At 45.7% G+C, this 20,718-nt stretch carries 20 protein-coding genes; all 20 read left to right on the top strand.

What is annotated here, in order from left to right:
• The first annotated feature begins 300 nt into the window (after positions 1-300).
• The 20 genes from E7746_RS15285 (at position 301) to E7746_RS08560 (ending at position 19,957) form a co-directional block, all read left to right on the top strand.
• Positions 301-540: a hypothetical protein gene (locus E7746_RS15285; RefSeq protein ID WP_135947300.1), complete on the top strand. Its 240-nt coding sequence runs from the start codon at positions 301-303 to the stop codon at positions 538-540.
• A gap of 167 nt (positions 541-707) precedes the next feature.
• On the top strand, positions 708-1,184 hold the full coding sequence (locus E7746_RS08650) for a DUF6291 domain-containing protein (protein WP_136410546.1): 477 nt from the start codon (positions 708-710) through the stop codon (positions 1,182-1,184).
• 142 nt (positions 1,185-1,326) lie between these two features.
• Complete coding sequence (locus E7746_RS08645; protein ID WP_136410545.1) at positions 1,327-2,100, top strand: response regulator transcription factor; 774 nt, start codon at positions 1,327-1,329, stop codon at positions 2,098-2,100.
• Between the two features lie 72 nt (positions 2,101-2,172).
• Positions 2,173-3,873 (top strand): alpha-amylase family glycosyl hydrolase, encoded by a 1,701-nt coding sequence (locus E7746_RS08640; protein WP_136410544.1) that lies wholly within the window; start codon positions 2,173-2,175, stop codon positions 3,871-3,873.
• A gap of 763 nt (positions 3,874-4,636) precedes the next feature.
• Entirely contained in the window at positions 4,637-5,920 is a 1,284-nt protein-coding gene (locus E7746_RS08635; protein ID WP_136410543.1) for a site-specific integrase, read from the top strand.
• A gap of 65 nt (positions 5,921-5,985) precedes the next feature.
• A complete protein-coding gene (locus tag E7746_RS08630; protein WP_065538233.1) occupies positions 5,986-7,275 on the top strand; it encodes a PDDEXK nuclease domain-containing protein in 1,290 nt (429 codons plus the stop codon).
• 11 nt (positions 7,276-7,286) lie between these two features.
• Entirely contained in the window at positions 7,287-8,312 is a 1,026-nt protein-coding gene (locus tag E7746_RS08625) for a hypothetical protein (protein ID WP_065538232.1), read from the top strand.
• 223 nt (positions 8,313-8,535) lie between these two features.
• Positions 8,536-8,844: a DUF3853 family protein gene (locus E7746_RS08620; RefSeq protein WP_071807639.1), complete on the top strand. Its 309-nt coding sequence runs from the start codon at positions 8,536-8,538 to the stop codon at positions 8,842-8,844.
• A 14-nt stretch (positions 8,845-8,858) separates the two neighbouring features.
• On the top strand, positions 8,859-9,935 hold the full coding sequence (locus E7746_RS08615; RefSeq protein ID WP_034532320.1) for an AAA family ATPase: 1,077 nt from the start codon (positions 8,859-8,861) through the stop codon (positions 9,933-9,935).
• Positions 9,936-10,147: 212 nt separating this feature from the next.
• On the top strand, positions 10,148-11,104 hold the full coding sequence (locus E7746_RS08610; protein WP_008664962.1) for a toprim domain-containing protein: 957 nt from the start codon (positions 10,148-10,150) through the stop codon (positions 11,102-11,104).
• Positions 11,105-11,310: 206 nt separating this feature from the next.
• Positions 11,311-12,456, top strand: coding sequence for a site-specific integrase (locus E7746_RS08605; RefSeq protein WP_135472740.1), 1,146 nt, complete (start codon positions 11,311-11,313; stop codon positions 12,454-12,456).
• A 36-nt stretch (positions 12,457-12,492) separates the two neighbouring features.
• Positions 12,493-13,644 carry a site-specific integrase gene (locus tag E7746_RS08600; RefSeq protein ID WP_135472741.1) on the top strand — a complete coding sequence of 384 codons (1,152 nt, stop codon included), beginning with the start codon at positions 12,493-12,495 and terminating at the stop codon, positions 13,642-13,644.
• Positions 13,645-13,825: 181 nt separating this feature from the next.
• Positions 13,826-15,259, top strand: a complete 1,434-nt coding sequence (locus tag E7746_RS08595) for an AAA family ATPase (protein WP_135472742.1) — start codon at positions 13,826-13,828, stop codon at positions 15,257-15,259.
• 5 nt (positions 15,260-15,264) lie between these two features.
• Positions 15,265-15,888 carry a hypothetical protein gene (locus E7746_RS08590; protein WP_135472743.1) on the top strand — a complete coding sequence of 208 codons (624 nt, stop codon included), beginning with the start codon at positions 15,265-15,267 and terminating at the stop codon, positions 15,886-15,888.
• On the top strand, positions 15,881-16,294 hold the full coding sequence (locus E7746_RS08585; RefSeq protein WP_135472744.1) for a hypothetical protein: 414 nt from the start codon (positions 15,881-15,883) through the stop codon (positions 16,292-16,294). The genes E7746_RS08590 and E7746_RS08585 overlap by 8 nt, the downstream gene beginning before the upstream one ends.
• Before the next feature lie 231 nt (positions 16,295-16,525).
• Positions 16,526-16,768: a helix-turn-helix domain-containing protein gene (locus tag E7746_RS08580; RefSeq protein ID WP_135472745.1), complete on the top strand. Its 243-nt coding sequence runs from the start codon at positions 16,526-16,528 to the stop codon at positions 16,766-16,768.
• Between the two features lie 66 nt (positions 16,769-16,834).
• Positions 16,835-17,296, top strand: coding sequence for a hypothetical protein (locus E7746_RS08575; RefSeq protein WP_135472746.1), 462 nt, complete (start codon positions 16,835-16,837; stop codon positions 17,294-17,296).
• Positions 17,297-17,568: 272 nt separating this feature from the next.
• Positions 17,569-18,105, top strand: a complete 537-nt coding sequence (locus E7746_RS08570; RefSeq protein ID WP_135472747.1) for a plasmid mobilization protein — start codon at positions 17,569-17,571, stop codon at positions 18,103-18,105.
• Entirely contained in the window at positions 18,102-19,343 is a 1,242-nt protein-coding gene (locus tag E7746_RS08565; RefSeq protein WP_135472748.1) for a relaxase, read from the top strand. The genes E7746_RS08570 and E7746_RS08565 overlap by 4 nt, the downstream gene beginning before the upstream one ends.
• 11 nt (positions 19,344-19,354) lie before the next feature.
• Positions 19,355-19,957, top strand: a complete 603-nt coding sequence (locus E7746_RS08560; protein WP_135472749.1) for a hypothetical protein — start codon at positions 19,355-19,357, stop codon at positions 19,955-19,957.
• The last annotated feature ends 761 nt before the right edge of the window (positions 19,958-20,718 follow it).

Here is a 20,718-nt window from a genome sequence, read left to right as displayed (position 1 = left end):
CATTGCCGAGCGTGAGTATCTTGGGCGAAGCCAACGATCGAATAAGTCGAGCGCAATGCCAAATTTATTTTGGCATTGCCGAGCGAGAGTATCTTGGGCGCAGCCAACGATCGAATAAGTCGAGCGCAATGCCAAATCTTGGCTGACATTTACACAGATGTTTATAAATAAGTATCAAACACGAAATTTGGAGTATTTTGTGTACATTTGCATACTCTTAACCCCGACATAAAATGTCTGTTTAAGTGGATATGTTTGAAGACAGTATAATTATATGTGCCTAAATATCAGAATGATGATATGAATATCAGAAAGTTACTTGCAAGGATGTCTTTCCGTACAGGTGTCATCATCCTCTCATTGTGTATACCGTGTTATATAATATCGTTTGCCCAGATGGCTCTTCCTATCAGTGCTGGAATAAAAGGCATACTATGGGTAGTGTTTTTCGGTCTGGCAAAAACATTTCAGTACGGTGGACTTACAATACTCGGAGTTGAAGGCATAGCAAAATTGAAAACATTTTTTCGTAAGAAGTAATATGGAAAATAAGCAGCACAATTGTGATAAATGTCCTATTTGGGCACAGCCAACAATCGAATAAGTCGAGAGCAAAAGTAAAATTTACCGATTTAAAATGCGCTTCGCGACATTATGGGGTGAAATTCGGGATTTCGGCGCACTATATTTGCATAAAAAACAAAATTATGGAAAATACAACAATGAATGCACAGTGCCGAAAAGGTAAGGGATTAAAATTTGATCAGGAGTGGAAAGATGCCGTCGACCGACTGCCGAAACACTATCGTGACGAAATATGCGCCGCAATCGAAGCTTATCAGCGCGACTTGACGGTGGTTGAGGTGACGCCCGGCGTGCCACGCGCCATATTTATGTTAATTATGCCAACGATTCGCCGTCGCTACCGCGCACGTGAATTGCGCCGCCTCGCCCGCGCCCGCAAAGCCGCAGCAAAGGCCGCTCAATCGCCTCGCCGGGAATCCGCTAAGACGGAATCTGTTGCCCCTGCAGCTGCGCAATCAGCATCGCAGCCGGTTCATTCCGCATGCACCCAACTTCCGACTCCGGCACCCAATCCCCCGTCAAAACCCGGCCGAAGCCCCCTCGACAAGCTGCTCCGACACCGCAAACGTAGGGACGCGATACATCGCGTCCGCAAATAATTTTGCCCCATTGTCTTCACAGGCGCATGGTAATGTCCCGAAGATTTTTAGGTTTTGTGGGCAATGATATATATATTGGATATTTTGATTAACTTTACAAAATCAGTAATGGCTTCCAACTTGTAAAAATAGCAACATAATCATGGATGTATTGCGAAAAGAGCTTAATCATATTTATTCATCCCAGCATCTTGAGAACGAAATTCTCGATATTGATGAGATTGACCGATGCAAGAAGATGGCTGATAGTATGGTTTCGGTTACTAATGCCTGTTGCGTTATAACTGATGCCGCACACGATTATTGTTATCTTTTCGGCGGGGAACTGGTGTCGTTGCTCGGTATTGCTGATGAACCATGCGTTTACAAAGAGATTTGCTCAAGCGATGAGGATGTCATATACACCAGGCTTCATCCCGAGGATCTTGTGGAAAAGAGAATGTTGGAATATGAGTACTTCAAATTTGTGGATACTTTGTCGTCTGAAGAGAAATTGCGTTACAAGGCCACATGCCGCATAAGGGTGAAGGACAATGAGGGTAATTATCGGATATTGGACAATAGTACTCAAATATTGAAGCCTTCGCCGTTAGGGAAAATATGGCTGATTCTGTGTTGTTACGATCTGTCGCCTTATCAAATGGATGATAACGGCATCAACGCTCGTATAAAGAATAACCATTCAGGCGAAATAATAAGGTTCTCTTTCGCCGATAGAAAGGGTAGTATATTGACCGAGCGCGAAAAGGAGATACTTATGTTAATAAAGGATGGGAAGCCGAGCAAGCTGATAGCTGATGCATTGGGAATCAGCATACATACGGTAAACCGACACAGGCAAAATATTCTTGAGCGATTGAGCGTGGGTAATTCCGTTGAGGCAATAATGGCGGCAACTTCTATGGGAATTTTGTAGCCGATGTGGTTATAAATCAGTATCGCGGGCATGGATTTGACAAGGTAATTTTGTGAAAAAAATTATCTTGAAATGAGAAAGTTATACATGCTTTTTATTCTGCCTCTTTTGGCGCATTTTCACGCGGTATATTCACGGGCATCGGAGTTTGACTGGGGTAATGCCACGGTTTACTTCGTGATAACCGACAGGTTTTGTAACGGGGATTCGGCCAACGATGTGAATTATGGCCGCATTGTGGACTATGGAAGCGAGCAGTTGAATGCCGCTACTTTCCATGGCGGCGACTTTAAAGGTATGCTCCAAAAGGCGAAGGAGGACTATTTCACTGACTTGGGTATTGATGTAGTGTGGATGACCGATGTCTACGAACAGATACATGGATGGATGTCGGGGTCGGGTTCCGTGAATGATTTTCCGCACTACGGCTATCATGGGTATTATCCGCTTGACTACACTCAGATAGACAAAAATTATGGAACGGTTGAGGAATTCCGTGAACTTGTTGACACACTTCATTCACAGGGAATACGCGTTATGCTTGGAGCCAACCTGAATGACCCGGGTTATCCTACATTGCTGGATGCCGTCCAGAACGGATTTGCCGATACGGGTTTGACCGAGGCTGAGGCTGCTCGGCATAGTCGTGACTGGAGCTATGATGATTTTTACGCCGGCCGACTTGATTGGAACGGTTGGTATGACCGCGGTTGGATTCGCATGCCTGATGAGGATTGGGATGAGAGCAATCTGTTGGAGGCTACACTGTTCGGACTGCCCGACTTCAAGGATGAGAGTGACTCTCCGGTGGCCATCCCTGATTTCTTTCATCGCAAATGGGATAGGGAAGGCTCAACAAATGATGCCTGGGTTAATCCGTCGGCGCGCAAGTATCGAAAAGATCGCAAGTGGTCGCCTATGCAATATTTAATCGCATGGATTTCATCGTGGGTAGAGGAGTTTGGAATCGACGGCTTTCGTTGTGATATAGTTGAAAATGTGCATACTTACCGATGGAAAGAACTTAACCTGGCTTGTAATGAGGCTCTTGCAAAATGGCGTAGTGCTCATCCCGAATCATCTGCATCGAAGTGGACCGACAAATTCTATATGACCGGGGATTTCGACAATGCTTCGATTGATTATAAGCCCGAGTATGCCGCAGCCGGTTTTTCCAGCATGGTCAACTTCTTTTTTCCGAAATATGGCGACCTTGATAATATAGTGTACACATGGCAGGCCTATGCCGACAGCGTTGCGGCTCACGCTGACTGGCATCCGTTCAGTTATCTGAATAACTCATATCATCGTGATGCCGATATGTCAAATATGATTGACTGTGCTACTACGCTACTTTTGTCGCCGGGAGTAGCGCAAGTGTTTTATGGCGATGAAACGGGCCGTGAGTTGAGCGATGCCAGGTTTAATGTCGACAGTGATCAGGCATTTCGTTCTGATATGGACTGGAATAAGATTGACTGTGCCCAACTTAAACATTTTCAAAGGCTTGGAACGATACGTAACTCTAACCCGGTTATAGGTTCAGGACGGCAGAAGACACTCGATGTACACACTTGTATCCGCTATAACGATAACGATACGATACTGATTAGGGTACTTCCTGTTGATGGGGAGCCGATAATCGTGAAAGGAATTTTTGATGATGGAGTGGAGCTGGTGGAGCTATATACCGGACAAATTGCGACGGTTGTAAACGGCATAATTACCTTCCCCCACTATGCCAACAAAATAGCCCTCATCCGGCCTCGCTAACCGAAAATTCCCGTGATTATTTTGTGGTTAGGCGTTGGGGATGATTTCCAGTCGTAATTCAGTGAGGATGCGCTGACCCGCAAAAGTTAGGACTAATTGCAAAAAAGTATGCTGAAATGCTTGCAGTTATTTGAATGGCAATGACTTTGCAGGGTTTAAAATTCCCTTTTATGAATAAAAAAAGTGTAAATGGTGCCTGTCTGCACGAGTCAAAAAGAATGGCAGCCGGTTCATTCCGCATGCGCCCAACTTCCGACTTCGGCACCCAATCCCCCGTCAAAACCCGGCCGAAGCCCCCTCGACAAGCTGCTCCGACACCGCAAACGTAGGGACGCGATACATCGCGTCCGCAAATAATAAATTACCATTATCGACATATCCGCAAATAATTTGCCCCCATTGTCGATATATCCGCAAGTAATTTGCCTCAGAGTCAACGCATCCATAAAATGTTATTCGCGGTTTATTCGGGCGCAAAAGTTACGTGTTGTTGATGCGGACGCGATGTATCGCGTCCCTACCGGGTGGGGCGGCGACCCGCAAAAAAGAAGTCCTTGCAAGGGTTGCTTGCAAGGACTTGGGGTTGTGGTGGCGGAGAGAGAGGCTCCAGAACCTATGCTTTCAGAAAATATCATAAAATTGCAAATCACTGATAATCATATATTATATACAATGCAAAGTAAATCTAAATCTTTCTAAATGCCTTTTGCTATTTCAATTTTTGGGTGTATATTTGGGTGTAGAATTTCAAACGCACCCAATTATGAATATCAAACGTAACATCATTTTTGCATTGGAGAGCCGGACGAAGAACGGTGTGCCAATCGTAGAGAACGTGCCTATCCGTATGCGTGTCATATACGCAAGCCAACGCATCGAGTTTACAACAGGCTACCGGATTGACGTAGCCAAATGGGATGCCGACAAACAACGGGTAAAGAACGGATGCACCAACAAGCTGAAACAAAGCGCATCCGAAATCAATGCAGACTTGCTGAAATACTATGCCGAAATGCAAAACGTGTTCAAGGAGTTTGAGGTGCAGGAAACCATACCCACCACCCAACAGCTAAAGGATGCGTTCAATCTGCGGATGAAAGACAGCAGTGAAGAACAACAGGAAGAAGCACAGATTAGTTTTTGGGAAGTGTTTGATGAGTTTGTAAAAGAGTGTGGCAACCAGAATAATTGGACGGCATCCACATACGAGAAATTTGCAGCGGTAAGAAATCACCTCAAAGAGTTCAAGGAGGATGTAACCTTTGAATACTTCAACGAATTCGGGCTAAATGAGTATGTCAATTTCTTGCGTGACAAAAAGGACATGAGAAACAGCACCATCGGTAAACAAATGGGATTTCTCAAATGGTTCCTGCGTTGGAGCTTCAAAAAAGGGCATCATCAGAACATTGCATACGACGCATTCAAGCCCAAATTGAAAACAACCCCTAAAAAGGTAATATTCCTGACATGGGATGAACTGAACAAGCTGAAAGATTATCAAATACCGCATGACAAGCAGTATTTGGAACGTGTCAGGGATGTCTTTCTGTTCTGTTGCTTCACGAGCTTACGATATTCGGATGTCCGTAACTTGAAAAGAAGTGATATTAAGCCCGACCACATTGAAGTCACCACAGTCAAGACTGCGGATAGCCTGATAATCGAACTGAACGACCACAGCAAAGCCATTCTTGAAAAATACAAGGATGTTCATTTCGAGAACCACATGGCATTGCCCGTCATCAGTAATCAGAAGATGAACGATTATCTGAAAGAACTGGGTGAACTGGCGGAAATCAACGAGCCTGTACGGGAAACCTACTACAAGGGAAATGAGCGCATAGATGAAGTCACACCCAAATACGCATTGTTAAGTACCCATGCCGGAAGAAAGACTTTCATCTGTAATGCGTTGGCACTCGGAATTCCGGCACCGGTGGTTATGAAATGGACTGGACACAGTGATTACAAAGCCATGAAACCCTATATTGACATAGCGGATGACATCAGGGCAAACGCCATGAACAAGTTTAATCAACTATAAAAGTATCAATTAGTTTCATGGATTACCACCATTGAAGTATATTTGTATTCTGAAAATATCATAAGATGAACAACAACGGACATAACATAGAAAAGACGAACTTTGACGCATTTATAAATGCTGTCGGTTCAGAAATACAACAGGCGCAAGTACGGCTGATTACCGCAGCCAATGCGCAAATGTTGTTCCACTACTGGAAAATGGGCAACTATATTCTCTATCATCAGCAACTGCACGGATGGGGAAGCAAAACCATCAAACAGTTGGCAAAGGCTATCCGGCTGAATTTCCCTGAAAAGAAAGGCTATTCGGAACGCAACCTTACCTATATGTGTCAGTTTGCAAAGGCGTATCCTTTAAGGACATTACAGAATTTCATTGAAACGGACGCAAAGCTGATAGCTCCAAGCGTGGAAAAAATTGCAGACGAAGTACGCTACTTAAACGATGTGCAATTTACGCAAGAGCCTCTTGCGCAAATTCAATCCGTTGATAACAAAGAAATTATAATCACGCAAGAACCTCTTGCACAAATTCATAATGTTGCCAAAACCGTATCCGACATTTACCGTATGGAAATTAAGGATATAGAAAACATATTTATGGCATCACCTGTTGCAAGAACCAATTGGGCAAGCCATGTGATTATGCTTAACAGTTCGCTTCCATTGGGTGTAAGCTATTGGTACATGAAACAGTCCGTGGAAATGGGCTGGAGCAGCAATGTTCTTAAAATACAAATTGAAACCAATCTGTATAGCAGACAAATCAGCAACAACAAGATTAACAATTTCACAGCCACGCTTCCTGCACCGCAAAGCGACCTTGCCAATTACCTTCTAAAAGACCCATACATCTTTGACTTGGCTGGAACTAAGGAAAAGGCGGACGAAAGGGACATAGAAGAACAACTGGTTAAGCACGTCACACGTTACTTGCTGGAAATGGGAAATGGCTTTGCTTTCGTTGCCCGACAGAAGCATTTTCAAATTGGTAACAGCGATTTCTATGCAGACTTGATTCTGTATTCCATTCCCTTACACGCATACATTGTAGTAGAATTAAAGGCTACCCCATTCAAACCGGAGTATGCGGGACAACTGAACTTCTACATCAATGTAGTGGATGATAAACTGAGGGGAGAGCATGACAACAAGACTATCGGGTTGTTGCTGTGCAAGGGGAAAGACGAAGTTGTAGCGCAATACGCATTGACAGGCTACGACCAGCCGATAGGCATCAGCGATTACCAGTTGAGCAAGGCTATACCTGAAAACTTAAAATCGGCTCTGCCAAGTATAGAGGAAGTGGAGGAAGAACTGACTTCCTTTCTTGATAAAGATAAGAACCCGTAAACTAAGCGTATATGGCAGGAGAAATACAGATTATGATTCCCAAATATGGTGAACTCAATCGGATATACAGCGACTTTATAATCAGCCATACTTTCTCTTTTGACAGGCAGAAATTCATCACGGACTTCTACAAGCAATACAATGACACAAAAGCTTTCGAAGCCGCCATCCTTGAACTGGTGCTTGACAAACCGAAGGAACAATATACTCTAGTTCTCAACAGCCTGAGAACCGAAATAGAGAAAAACATACTGATTTACGAAAAACATCCATTGTTTGATAACGAGGTAATTTCTCGTGTATGCTACAACTTCGCAGGCAGATATGACGCTGATATAAAGGCACAATTGGAGGTTACACAAAAATTAAGCAAGCCTTTGAATGAAGCATACAACAGGTATGATTCCATTGGCTACAGGGTACATACGGCAGCAGAAGAAAAGCAAGCCGAAAAGGAGTATGAACGCTGCAAGGCTGAATATGAGAAGGAAAAAGAAGAACTGGACAGGCTTTATGAATTGGAAAGGCAGGCAAGAAAGGAATCTCTCCAATATATTGAGAACTGTTGCGGAGATATTTATAAATTGAGTTTCCATTTTATGGAAATATTAGCAAAATATATTCCCGTAGCAAAAGACAAGCCGGATGAAACGAGCAAGCAAGAGAAACAGCAGGATGCGCCAAAGGAGCAACCCGAATATTTCGATGCAGAATTACTTTCGCTTATTCATAAAGTCTGTGTGGGGGAACAGTTTGAAGATATTACAACACACGACTTCTATGCCAACATGAACCTATCCTCCTGTGAAAAGGGATTAAAAATCAAGGCAAGGGAAAAGATACGGGTGTGTTACCTGATATTCCTGATGAGTGAAAGACTGCCCAAACAAGACAGGGATAAATGGAAGAATACAATCCTGAAACAGTTGGATATTGACGAGAACTACTACAAGTCAAAGTACAAGGAACCGGTGTCGGATTTTCCAAGTGACAGTAACCAAAAGTTCGCCAAAGAAATGGACGCAATATTCCGATAATCCGTAATATGTCCTGACATTTTACGAAATTACCACTTTTACCACTCAAATTAATTTTTGAGTGGTATTTTTATTATCTGATATTCAGAGAAATAACAGGATATTCCATTTACACCAACCACATCCTTACCACTCACGCCCCTACCTAATTTTGCATCGTTCGAGAACAGAGATAACAGCCAGTGCGCAGGGCTGATTGTTTAACGGCTAAATAGATTGAACGATGACAAATCTTCAAGAGTTATTATTAAAACCCGTCTGGCAGATGACAGGCGAAGAGTTCATATTCCTGAGCAAACACGCTTCCCATCAAGTGGAAGTGCAACCACGACCCGTTACGGACACAGAAAGAAAGTATGTGTACGGAATACTGGGCATAGCCAAACTATTTGGGTGCAGCCTGCCAACCGCCAACCGCATCAAGAAAAGCGGAAAGATTGACAAAGCCATCACCCAGATAGGACGCAAGATTATCGTGGATGTGGAGCTTGCCCTTGAACTGGCAGGAAAGAAAACCGGAGGACGGAAATAACGGGAGGAATGGCTATGGACTATATGAAAGAGTTTAAGGACATATCGGCAGAAGAAGCCGTAATCCTTTGGCAAGCCTCACGTTTGAGTCTGTCGAAAAGTTATGAGAAAGCACCTGAAATCCTCAAAGTGCATGGTTCTGTCATTGGGACATTGGGCAATTTCAGTGCATCCATCGGCAAAGCCAAAAGTAAAAAGACATTCAATGTTTCGGCTATCGTAGCCGCTGCATTGAAGAATGGCACAGTGTTGCGGTATGTAGCGGAACTCTCCGACGGGAAGCGGAAAGTGCTTTATGTTGATACGGAGCAAAGTCCTTATCATTGTCTGAAAGTCATGAAACGTATTTTACGGATGGCAGGCTTGCCTGATGACAGGGATAATGAGAACCTTGAGTTTCTCGCCTTGAGAAAATACACACCTGAGCAGCGTATAAAGATTGTCGAACAGGCTATCTATAATACGCCCGACATTGGTCTTGTAATCATAGACGGCATCCGTGACATGGTATATGACATCAACAGCCCCGGCGAATCCACACGCATCATATCCAAACTGATGCAGTGGACGGACGACAGGCAGATACATATCCATACGATACTGCACCAGAACAAAGGGGATGAGAATGCGAGAGGGCATATCGGCACGGAGTTGAACAATAAGGCGGAAACCGTATTGCTGGTGGAAAAAGACAAAAGCAACGGAGATATAAGCAATGTTTCAGCCATGCACATCCGGGCAATGGATTTCGAGCCTTTTGCCTTTCGTATCAATGACAGTGCCTTGCCTGAACTCATAGAGGGTTACAAACCCGAAGCGAAGAAACCGGGAAGACCGGAAGAGGAAAAGTTCGACCCTTACAGGCATATTACCGAGCAGCAGCACCGTATCGCATTGGAAGCCGTTTTCGGGCTGAAAGAGGAATACGGTTACAAGGAACTGGAAGATGCCTTAATCAAAAGCTATACGTCAATAGGTGTAAAGCTGAACCATCAAAAGGCGGTACCGCTCATCACCATGCTTCGCAACAAACGGATGATAGTGCAGGAGAACGGCAGAAAATACACATTCATGCCCGACTTCCACTATTAACCCGTTACCTGCACTCGCTTCACTTTATTCTGTGGGTCTATATATTAAGGATAAAGCGAAGTGATGCAAGGAATGGATAAACCGCTTCACTTTATTGCCGTACTCTATATATACGACAATTTAGTGAAGTGGTTATATAGACCGTACTTCTTAAAATGGTACGGGCGAAAAGAAAAATAAATCAATTCATTAACTACTCAAACAATTATCTTATGGATATACAGACAGCCAAGCAAATCAGGATAGCGGATTATCTGCACAGTTTGGGATATTCTCCCGTCAAACAACAGGGTATCAACCTATGGTATAAATCACCGTTAAGGGAAGAAACCGAAGCCTCGTTCAAGGTAAATACCGAGCGCAACCAATGGTATGATTTTGCACTCGGCAAAGGCGGCGGCATCATCGAACTGGCTTCACACTTATATGCTACCGACCATATACCTTATATATTAGAACGCATAGCAGAACAGACACCACATATCCGTCCTGATTCTTTCTCTTTTGGCAAGCAGTCATCTTCCGAGCCACGTTTTCAACAACTGGAGATTGTACCGCTTTCTTCTCCTGCCCTGCTCTCCTATTTGCAGGAAAGGGGAATAAACACGGAACTGGCGAAAAGAGAATGCCGCGAAGCTCATTTCACCAACAACGGCAAACGGTATTTCGCCATTGCCTTTCCAAACATATCGGGCGGCTATGAGATTCGTAACCGTTATTTCAAGGGCTGCATCGCCCCAAAGGAAATCTCCCATATCAGACAGTCGGGGAAAGCAAGGAATACCTGTTATGTGTTCGAGGGATTTATGGACTATCTTTCATTTCTTACTTTGAGATTGGAAAATTGCCCGAAATTTCCCGAACTGGACAGACAAGATTATATGGTATTGAACTCTGTATCGAATGTGAGCAAGGCTCTCTATCCGTTGGGTAGTTACGAGCGCATACATTGTTTCTTTGACAATGACCGTGCAGGGATGGAAGCACTCCGGCAAATCCGTATGGAATACGGCAGAGACTTATACATCCGTGACGCTTCGCAGACCTACAGCGGATGCAAGGACTTGAACGAATACCTACAGAAACAGGCTGAAAGAAACAGGCAAGTCCAGTCCGTAAGAGAGACGCACACCCAGCCACCGAAAAAGAAGAACGGCTTTCGGTTATAGCCCATTAGCCAATGTATGCAAAAGAAGGGAAAATAAAAGCGGAGAAAATCTATATAAATGCTGATTATTAGATGCTTCCGTAAATCAGATGATTTCTGATACATTCCTTAAAAATCACTATTATTCTTCATTTTTGTTACCTAAAACGATACTCATTTGCGGATTATTTCGTACCTTTGCAGGTGAATATAAGACACTGAAGGACAATGGGAAGAAAAAGGAAATCACTGGTGGAGAAATCCCCGTTCAAGTTACGCCGCCGCAAACTGGCAGACGGACGCATGTCCCTGTTCCTCGACCGCAGCGTGGACGGCGGGCACGAGTACGAGTTCCTGCAACTCTACCTCCTGCCCGAAACCTCTTCTACAGCGAAGCGTCAGAACGCGCGCACACTCCGGGATGCGGAAGAAATCTTGCAAGCGAGAACCGAAGCCCTGTTGAATGCAAAAGCCCAAATGGAACTTGCCGGTTCCGGTATGGGGATGCTACTTTCGGACTGGCTTCAAACTTGTTATGACAACCACGAAAAACGGGGTTTAAGAGACATGGGTAGCATCAGCAACGTGAAAAAGGCTTTGCATATGTTCCGTCCTGACACCCGCCTTTCGGATATTGACAGGCAGTTCTGCCTTGACATGATTGACTGGTTCCGCAACACATACAAGCACCGCCTGACAGGGAAGCCCGTCAGCGCGAGAACCGCAGACACCTATTGCCAGACTTTCCGCACCATGCTCAACGAAGCGGTACGCGAAGGACTCATAGACAAGAACCCGTGGAACAGACTTGAGACCATCGAGAAGATAAAGAAGCCGGAAAGCAAGCGTGAATATCTGACTATTGACGAGATACGGAGCATGATTACCACGGACTGCCCCAACGAACTTGTGAAGAGGGCTTATCTGTTCTCCTGTTTTACAGGTCTTCGCATCAGCGATATCAGAAACCTCAAATGGGGTGATGTTTATACCGAGAACGGGCAGACATTCGTTTCGGTCGTGATGAAGAAGACCACCAAGCCGTTATACATTCCCCTGTCAGGACAGGCATTGAAATGGATGCCCGAAAAAGGAGATAGCACCTTTGATGATTATGTGTTCGGCAACCTCGTCAATTACGGTAACGTGAACGAGAACCTGAAAAAGTGGGCGGAGGCGGCAGGAATCAGGAAGCATATCTCCTATCATACAAGCAGGCACTCCTTCGCAACGATGATGCTCACCCTCGGAGCGGACTTGTACACCGTGTCGAAACTGCTGGGACACAGCTCGGTCAAGCACACCCAGATATACGCGAGGATAATCGACCGGAAGAAGGACGAGGCGGTGAACCTTGCGGATTCCGTATTCTGAAATCATAAATCGTAATACCTTATTATATTATTATATATGGCGGCAAACGGCAAAAAGACAAAACTGAAGGAACCGGTGAAGGTGCGCACCAAGAAACTTGCGGACGGTTCCGAGTCATACTATCTTGACATCTATGTGGACGGCAAGAGGCAGTACGAGTTCCTTAAGCTCTACCGCCTTCCCGAAATCAATGCCCGTGTCAAGGAACAGAACAGGGCCACACTGGCGGCTGTGGAGACCATCAAGTCAAAACGGATAATCGAACTGACCAACAACAAGGCCGGACTGAAGAACACATCAGGCAGGTCAAAGATGCTGCTGTCGGACTGGATGCGGACATTCTATGAGGAACAAAAACGCAGAGGTGTGAGAGGCGTGAAACTGTTGGGTACGGTGTCTAACCTTGTTTCTACTTATATAGGAAAGAACAAGGTGCGCATGGGTGACATCGACAAGAACTTCTGTGTTGCCTTCATCCGCTGGCTCCAGTCCGAATACAAGACCACGTGGGGCAATCCGCTGAGTCCGAAAAGCATGTCGGATTATGTCGGCTACTTCAGCACGGCATTGAACGCGGCGGTCAGGGCTGACATCATTCCCGAAAACCCGTTCATGTCGCTTACCCCGACCGAGCGCATCAAGGTGCCGGAGAGCAAGCGTGAGTTCCTTACCGTGGACGAGATAAAGACCCTTATAGCGACGGAATGTCCGAGGGAGGATGTGAAACGTGCTTATCTTTTCGCCTGCTATTGTGGTCTGAGGCTCAGTGACATTTACGCACTCCGCTGGCGTGACTTGTCCAAAGATGGGGAACAGTGGCGCGCGTCTGTCGTGATGCAGAAAACCACGACCCCGATATTCCTTCCCCTTTCCTCGCAGGCGATGAAATGGATTCCTGAACGTGGCGATGCCCCGGATGACGGCAAGGTGTTTGACGGGCTGATTGCCGAACCCAACATAAACAAGGTGCTGGCAAAGTGGGTGAAAGCGGCCGGTATCACCAAGAAAATCACCTACCACACGTCGAGGCACAGCTTCGCAACGATGATGCTGACATTGGGCGCAGACCTTTATACCACGAGCAAGCTGCTCGGCCACTCCAACGTGAAAACGACCCAGATATACGCTAAAATCGTTGACAGCAAGAAGGTTGAAGCTGTCAATCTGGTCGATGGCGTATTTGACTGATATACTGAGTTTCTACCTTATAATACAATTTGTTTAGTGATAAAGTAGCAACTCAGCATACAAATATATGCTGAGATATTACCTTATCTTATAAAATTTCACCGATAAGGTAAAAAGTCAGCATAAAACATTCTTTTTTACGATTAAAAATCAGTACCTTTGCAAAATCAATGGAAAAGTTATGCAAGATAGACTGATATCCCGAAACAGAGAGTGTGAAGAACTGCAGCGGTGCTTGGATTCCGACAGATCTGAGTTTGTAATCGTCAGCGGTCGCCGACGTATCGGCAAGACATATCTTATAGACAAGTTTTTTAACTACAAATATGACTTTACTTTTGTTGGTGAACATAAGACACCGGCAAAGATACAGTTACAGGATTTTATGAGAGCCATAGAACGGCATTCCAAAAAGAAACAGCCGAAAGTAGCCAATTGGTACGAGGCTTTCAATGCGCTCGCCGACTATCTCGAAAAACTTCCAAGCAAACGGAAAAAGGTTGTTTTCATAGATGAAATGCCGTGGATGGACACCCAACGTTCCAATTTTGTCAGTGCATTGGAGAATTTCTGGAACGGATGGGGGAACCGACGTACCGACATAGTGTTCATCGCGACCGGATCGGCAACATCTTGGATGGCTGACAAGATAGGAGGCAATCAGGGCGGATTGCACGCCCGTATCACATGCAACCTGCATCTTTCTCCATTCACCTTGCATGAAACAGAAGAGTATCTGAGGCAAAGAAACTGCCAATGGGACAGATACCAAATACTCCAATGTTATATGATATTTGGCGGAACACCTTTTTATCTGAGCCTACTGAATGTTTCGGACAGTCTTGCACAGAATATAGACCGCCTGATATTCGCGGAAGGCGCACAGCTCCGGGGTGAGTTCGATGAACTCTATACAGCGTTGTTTGCCAAGGCCGACACTTATATTTCAGTCGTTAGACTGTTGTCGGAAAACAAATTAGGTCTGACACGTGAGGACATTCTCCGTATGACCGGCATTGAAGGTGCTTTTCTGAGCAAAATATTGAGAAATCTTGAACGCTGCGATTTTATCACACGGCTGTCCCATTACGGGAACAAAACACGAGACAGTCTGTTCAGACTTACCGACTTTTTTACATTGTTCTATTATAAGTTCATTGAACCCAATAATACAAAAGACGGATTGTGGTGGAGCAATAACCTTGATTCACGAAGTGTGTCAGCATGGATGGGACTAAGTTTTGAGCTTGTTTGCCTGAATCATCATAGGCAAATTAAAACTGCATTGGGCATCGCCGGAGTTGGAACTGCCATTTCTACATGGCGAAGCAAGGCTGACAAAGGCGATGGTATACCCGGCTTTCAGATAGACATGATTATTGAACGTGCAGACCGCATAATTCATTTGTGTGAAATGAAGTTTAGTACAGATCTATACGGTATTACAACAAGTTATGAGATGAAACTCCGTGAACGTATGGGTTTGTTCCGTATGGCGACAAAAAACAAGAAAACACTAGTAAACACATTTGTCACAACCTACGGCGTGGCCAATGCTAAAAACAAAAGTATAGTTCACAGCGAGGTGACAATGGATGACCTTTTCAATTCCTGATGATTATGATGATACAACAGATAACACAACGGCTGCAAGAGGTAAATAACTTGCTTGCCACTTGTAAGCAGGACAGCATCACCTTTGAACAGGCTTTGCTGCTATCCCTGTTCTACAAGGATTTCAATGAGACAAACCAAATAGTGACAGAGGCGGCTGCGATGTTCCATGACGATGCGGAACAGTTGAACGAGATTTCCTTTTCCCTTTTTTCGAAGGCAGAAAAATTCCTGTCATTAGATAATTTAGGATTGCAGTCCGTGGATTTTGAGGGCATCTTCAATGACCACTTAAAACCCTATGAGGCAAAGTATGAGGAAGCGAAAGATATTTCCACCGGACTGTGGCGCGAGTATTCGGCAATGAGCAACCGGCTGGATTTCCTGCCGCTCGACTCTGAGGATTACAAGTCGCTTGACCCTTTGTGCGATGCAAAGAAAGCGGAATACGACACAGCCCACGCGCGTGTGAACCTTTTATATAATGAGTTACAGCAGGAGCGTGACCGAACTTTCTGCGTGTATTGTTTCAAGCCGGTGTTCCTTTCCGTGCTGGTCGAGAGACTGAAAGGCATTTCGGGAAGCATCATCAGCGACATTAGACGGATGAAGGGGGACGCGCATGAGTGACGGCATCCTGTTCAAAGACACATCCGCATGGATGGACACCGTTGACCTTGCCTTGTGCCTGTTCATCTACGAGGTCTGCAACGACTGCCAGTTCGGACATCTTTCCGGCTCCGACTTCGTGAACTTCATGAACCTGAAGCCGACGGTGCAGCCTGTCACCGTGCGTCCGAAAGAGAACCTGCGCATCTGCTACATGGTGTTGTCCGTATCGCAGACCGTCAAGCCGCGTGAGCGTGGAAAACAGTGGGCGGAAGATTTCCTGCAACGTTGCGGAATATCCAAGTCATATTACGACAAGCACCGCAACGATGTGTGCGCGCAAGGCGCGACAAGAGAGAACCGGGAATACCGCAAATCCATCGACAATGCCATCGAAAAAGCCCGGCAACTGAACCGTACCCCATAACAGCCCGCCGGTTCCCCATCTGACATAACACAAGAAGATTACGGCAATGCGCCATACCGCTGAATACCAGTAGTATGGCGCATTGCTGTCTTATGCACTTTCCCCATTCGGGCCACATTGCGCCACTTCAAGTCCAAAGTAACTTTGCAAGCGAAACATAAGGCATAAAACAGCAGAAACGCAAGGTGTTATGCTGAATGGCAACAGGAATAAAAACAAATTGAAAGCGATATGGAAACAGAAAGAAACCTACTCACCACCACCGAGGCTGCAAAGTACCTCGGACTCAAGCCGAGCTATCTCTACAAACTGATGATGCGCCGTGCAATCCCTTATTACAAGCCCAACGGCAAACTGTGTTTCTTCTCGAAGGCAGACCTTGACACATGGCTGACAAACATCCGTGTCAAGTCACAGGCGGAAATTGACAGCGATGCCGCGCAGTATCTTGTAAACCGCTGTACGGACAAGTAACGAACATTCAAATGAAATTCAAACATCAATCAAGCAGTATTCAAAAACCATTTAAACCATTTCAGTATGAACAATGAAAACAATGTGTCGCAGGTGAACAGCAATGTTTCCGCGCAAAAGGACAACAGCGGAAAAAACAATGGCAGACAGCCCCGCGCAAGAGGCGAACTCAAGGCGGAGTTCGCCCATGTACTTGCATTCCTCAACTCTTGTACACTTTATCAGGCGGACGCCGTACGTGTCATGGTAAGCCATGCCACGGGCAACGGCAAGTATGAGGACATCGATCCGGCTGACAGGCTGGCAGTAAACCGGTTCCTGAACCACGGCATGAACAAGACCAACACCCTGACGGCAGACGCTGTGATGTCGTTCCGTGTCGGACGGTCGGAAGTCCTCCTTAATACCGTCACGCAATTCTGCAACCAGGCACAGGCACTCAAGGCGACCGTTGCGCTGATGCGTATCACCACCGATGCCGAAGCTGTGAAGACAGCCTTCGACAGACTTCCCGACGACAACAAGTAATCCGGGTAAGGTGCGACCTACAGGCGGCTGTCATACCTCTTATAATATAGGCGAAACAGCCTAAAACAGCGATGGGATAATGCCAAAGGCAGGGCAGAAAAGGAAGAAAAAGGAGGGAAGGAAGATGAGTGGTGTTTCAAGATATGCCGCTGCATTACATTTCCTGACGGTCATTCCACGCACGGCTCTCTTGCCGTTGTCCCGCAGTCCAACGGAGAACGCCGCTCGCAGGCTCGCACCGGTACCTTTTGTAGAATCATCAATTACCGCTTATGAAAACTGAACAGAAATTACCCGGCAACACGGAACCGGTTGAAACCAAAGACAGAATAACCGATGCCGCCGTGAATGCAGAAGACACGGAAAACAAAAAGAAGAAAGTCAAGGAGAAACGTGATTCGACAATCTCGTTCCGTGTCAGCAAGTCGCAACGGGAGAAAATCACAAGCATTGCCAATGAGTGCGGCATGAGCCTCAGTGACTATGTGCTTTCCCGCGCATACGGATACGAGCCGAAAGTACGGCTGACACCGGAACAGGAGGCAGTCCGCGAGCAGCTTGTCATCGCACGCAGCGACTATGCGAAATACACCTCGATGCTTAACGCAATGTCACAGGACGAGCGCAGGGCGATGTTCCGTAACCAGCCGTGGATGATAGGCGCGCTACGGCTTCTCGGCAAGACCGCTGACATGATTACGAGGCTCATCAAGAAACATTTCGCCCCGAACCGCATACCGGCGGTGAAAAACATGACGGTACAACAAGAAACAGTAGCAGAAACAGACAAGGAGGAGGCACCGACATGATAGGCAAGGCAAAATCCATAAACCACGGAATAAATGATATCCGATACATATCCGGTGAGTCGAGAAACAAGAAACACCCGGAACTGATATATCATGTCAAGGACAACCTGCTTCCGTGCGGACTTGACGCGCAAGGCGTATGGGACATGATGAAAGCCCACGCGCCGATGAAGAATAATGTTATCCGCATTGAAATCAGTCCGGCGAAAGAACATACAAAGGACTTCACCATGCAGGACTGGCAGCAGTTGTGGGATGATTTTGTCCGGGAGTATGACAAAATAGAGATGGCGGATGAAGACGGCAAAGTGTATTCCCACAAGACAAACCTCGCGGACAGCATCTACACGGTGTGGCTGCATCTTGAATCCGACAGCCGGATTCCCCACCTCCATGCCGCCGTGTGCCGAAAGGACAGGAACGGCAGGACGAACAACGACCACAAGATACATATCCGCGCGCATGATGCGGCGCAGGCTGTTGCCGTCCAGCGTGGATGGATAACCGCGAAGGAAATCCACAAGGCAAACGCCGTCAAGGTTGCCGAAGACCTTATGGACATTCTGAAGGCAATGCCGTCATGGTCTTGGGATGATTATGTAGCAAGGGTGCGGGCAAATGGGTACACACTTGTGGAACGGCCGGACGACAAAGGCGGCATAAAGGGTTATGTGGTCGGAAAGGGCAAAGCCAAATTCAAGGCATCCGAACTTGGCAAGGGGCGCAAACTCATGGCATCGAAGATTGAACAGACCTGGCAGAAACTTCACGACCAGTCCGAAACAAAGACTGTGCAGCCTGTCGGTAAAATCGTGCCAAAGACGGATGTACCTGTTGTTCCAGTCGCCGCAAAGCCTGTTGCAAAGCCACTGCAACTTTCCAGCGAACCTGTCGCAGACTATTCGTCATGGCATGAGAACACTTCCCGATACGAGCTGCCGCACGACGGCAAGACCTCCCTGTTCTATATTCCCGATGATGTCATGCAGGTGTTCAACGATGAGTTCGACTATCGCGAGACGGCGAACTGGAAAGAACTCACCGATATGGCGGTAGCCTTGTTCGTGGGATTGACGGCAGTTGGCTCCGTTTCAACGGGAGGCGGTGGAGGCGGTTCACACAATGATGACAACTGGCGTGACAAAAAAGACGAGGACGAGATTGAACGCGCCCGCAGATGCGCCCGTGCAGCGGCGGCACATTTTGGCAAGGAAACGAAATCAGGACGCAGAAGATAAAGAATACACCTATGGCAAACAGGAAATACGATTACAGCAAGGATGTGCAGCCCACAGAAGCCACATCCGAAATGGCAAAGACTTCTGAAATAGAAGAGGTAACAGCAGTAACAGCGGAAGAAGCACGTCGGCAAAGACTTGAACAACGGAATGATGCGCTTGCCAACGAGTTCCGCAGGCTCAAGCCGGAGATTGCGGATGCGCATAAAAAGTTGGAAAGCCTCATTGAAGGAATCGGTGCATACGCAGGAACAATGCAAAATCTCCACGACCTGCTTAAAACATCATTTCCGATAAGATTTGCAGAAAACGACAGACAGGCATTACTTGAAGAAATCAATACCATTGTTGACAATGCCATATCTCGGATTCGCATAGAAAGCAAAAAGGCAGACAAGGATATCCGTCGCAATGAGAATCGCATATCCATGACACAGACAACATTCTGGTGCATGATTGCATTGCTGCTAATACTTGCCACGTTTTTTGCCCTCGTCATATTCGCCAATGTGAAACTGATTCATTCCGATGTGCTGACACAAATTTCAGTTGTATATTCCGGGCTGACAGCCTTGACAATCATCATTGCAGCATATATCTACAGGAAGAAGTAATCTATGCCGCGCAATGGTAAAGCATTCAAATTTTCAAAACCGATTATCTATCAGTCGCTAACTTTTTCCTGTTTTATTGTATGCGCAATTATGAATGCGAGTAATGCGATTGAATGGACGGCGTTTAGTAGCAGTGCGAAGAGCCACCAAGTCAGTCCGGCTCCATACCGACTGTGAAATGCCAGATTATAACTCAATATAGCATTATAGACAATCATCACAATCAGATTGCCAAAGGCGATTCTCTGTCTTATCCTATGGCACAGCCAAGCCGATAACAGCGACAGCGCATAAGCTCCACCAAGCAATGTCGTATCTCCTCGCCAACCCTCGGACATACAACGATAGACCATGAGAAGCAGCATCACTCCCCATGCTGTCCAAAATAAAGCCAATTTATGTGTCATAGTCGTTTTGAGATAAGTGAGTAAATTTTTGTTATGACAATGTATGGGATGATTGAGATTAATGAATACATTATCAAAAATAATATCAGGTAATCTAAATGTGTTGTGGATTTATTTAAATTGGGTAAAAGAAAACAAATTGCAACAGATAGGCTGTTGGCTATCCAAACCGACAAAGAAAGTCTGAAATTACTTTTTCTAAACCACTTAAATGCAACGAATCCGCTCAACAAACCACATAATAGGAATATGACCGTGTAGTATGTATCCCATTCCATATACAACATACTATAACCCACTCCTACTGAAACAAAAGCCACAAATGCCTCAAATATCCAAAATCGTTTATCGGTC

This window comes from Muribaculum gordoncarteri (genome assembly GCF_004803695.1).
GTDB classification, from domain to species: domain Bacteria; phylum Bacteroidota; class Bacteroidia; order Bacteroidales; family Muribaculaceae; genus Muribaculum; species Muribaculum gordoncarteri.
Note: the sequence above shows the minus strand (reverse complement) of the source record. Positions and strands in the feature narration are given on the sequence as shown.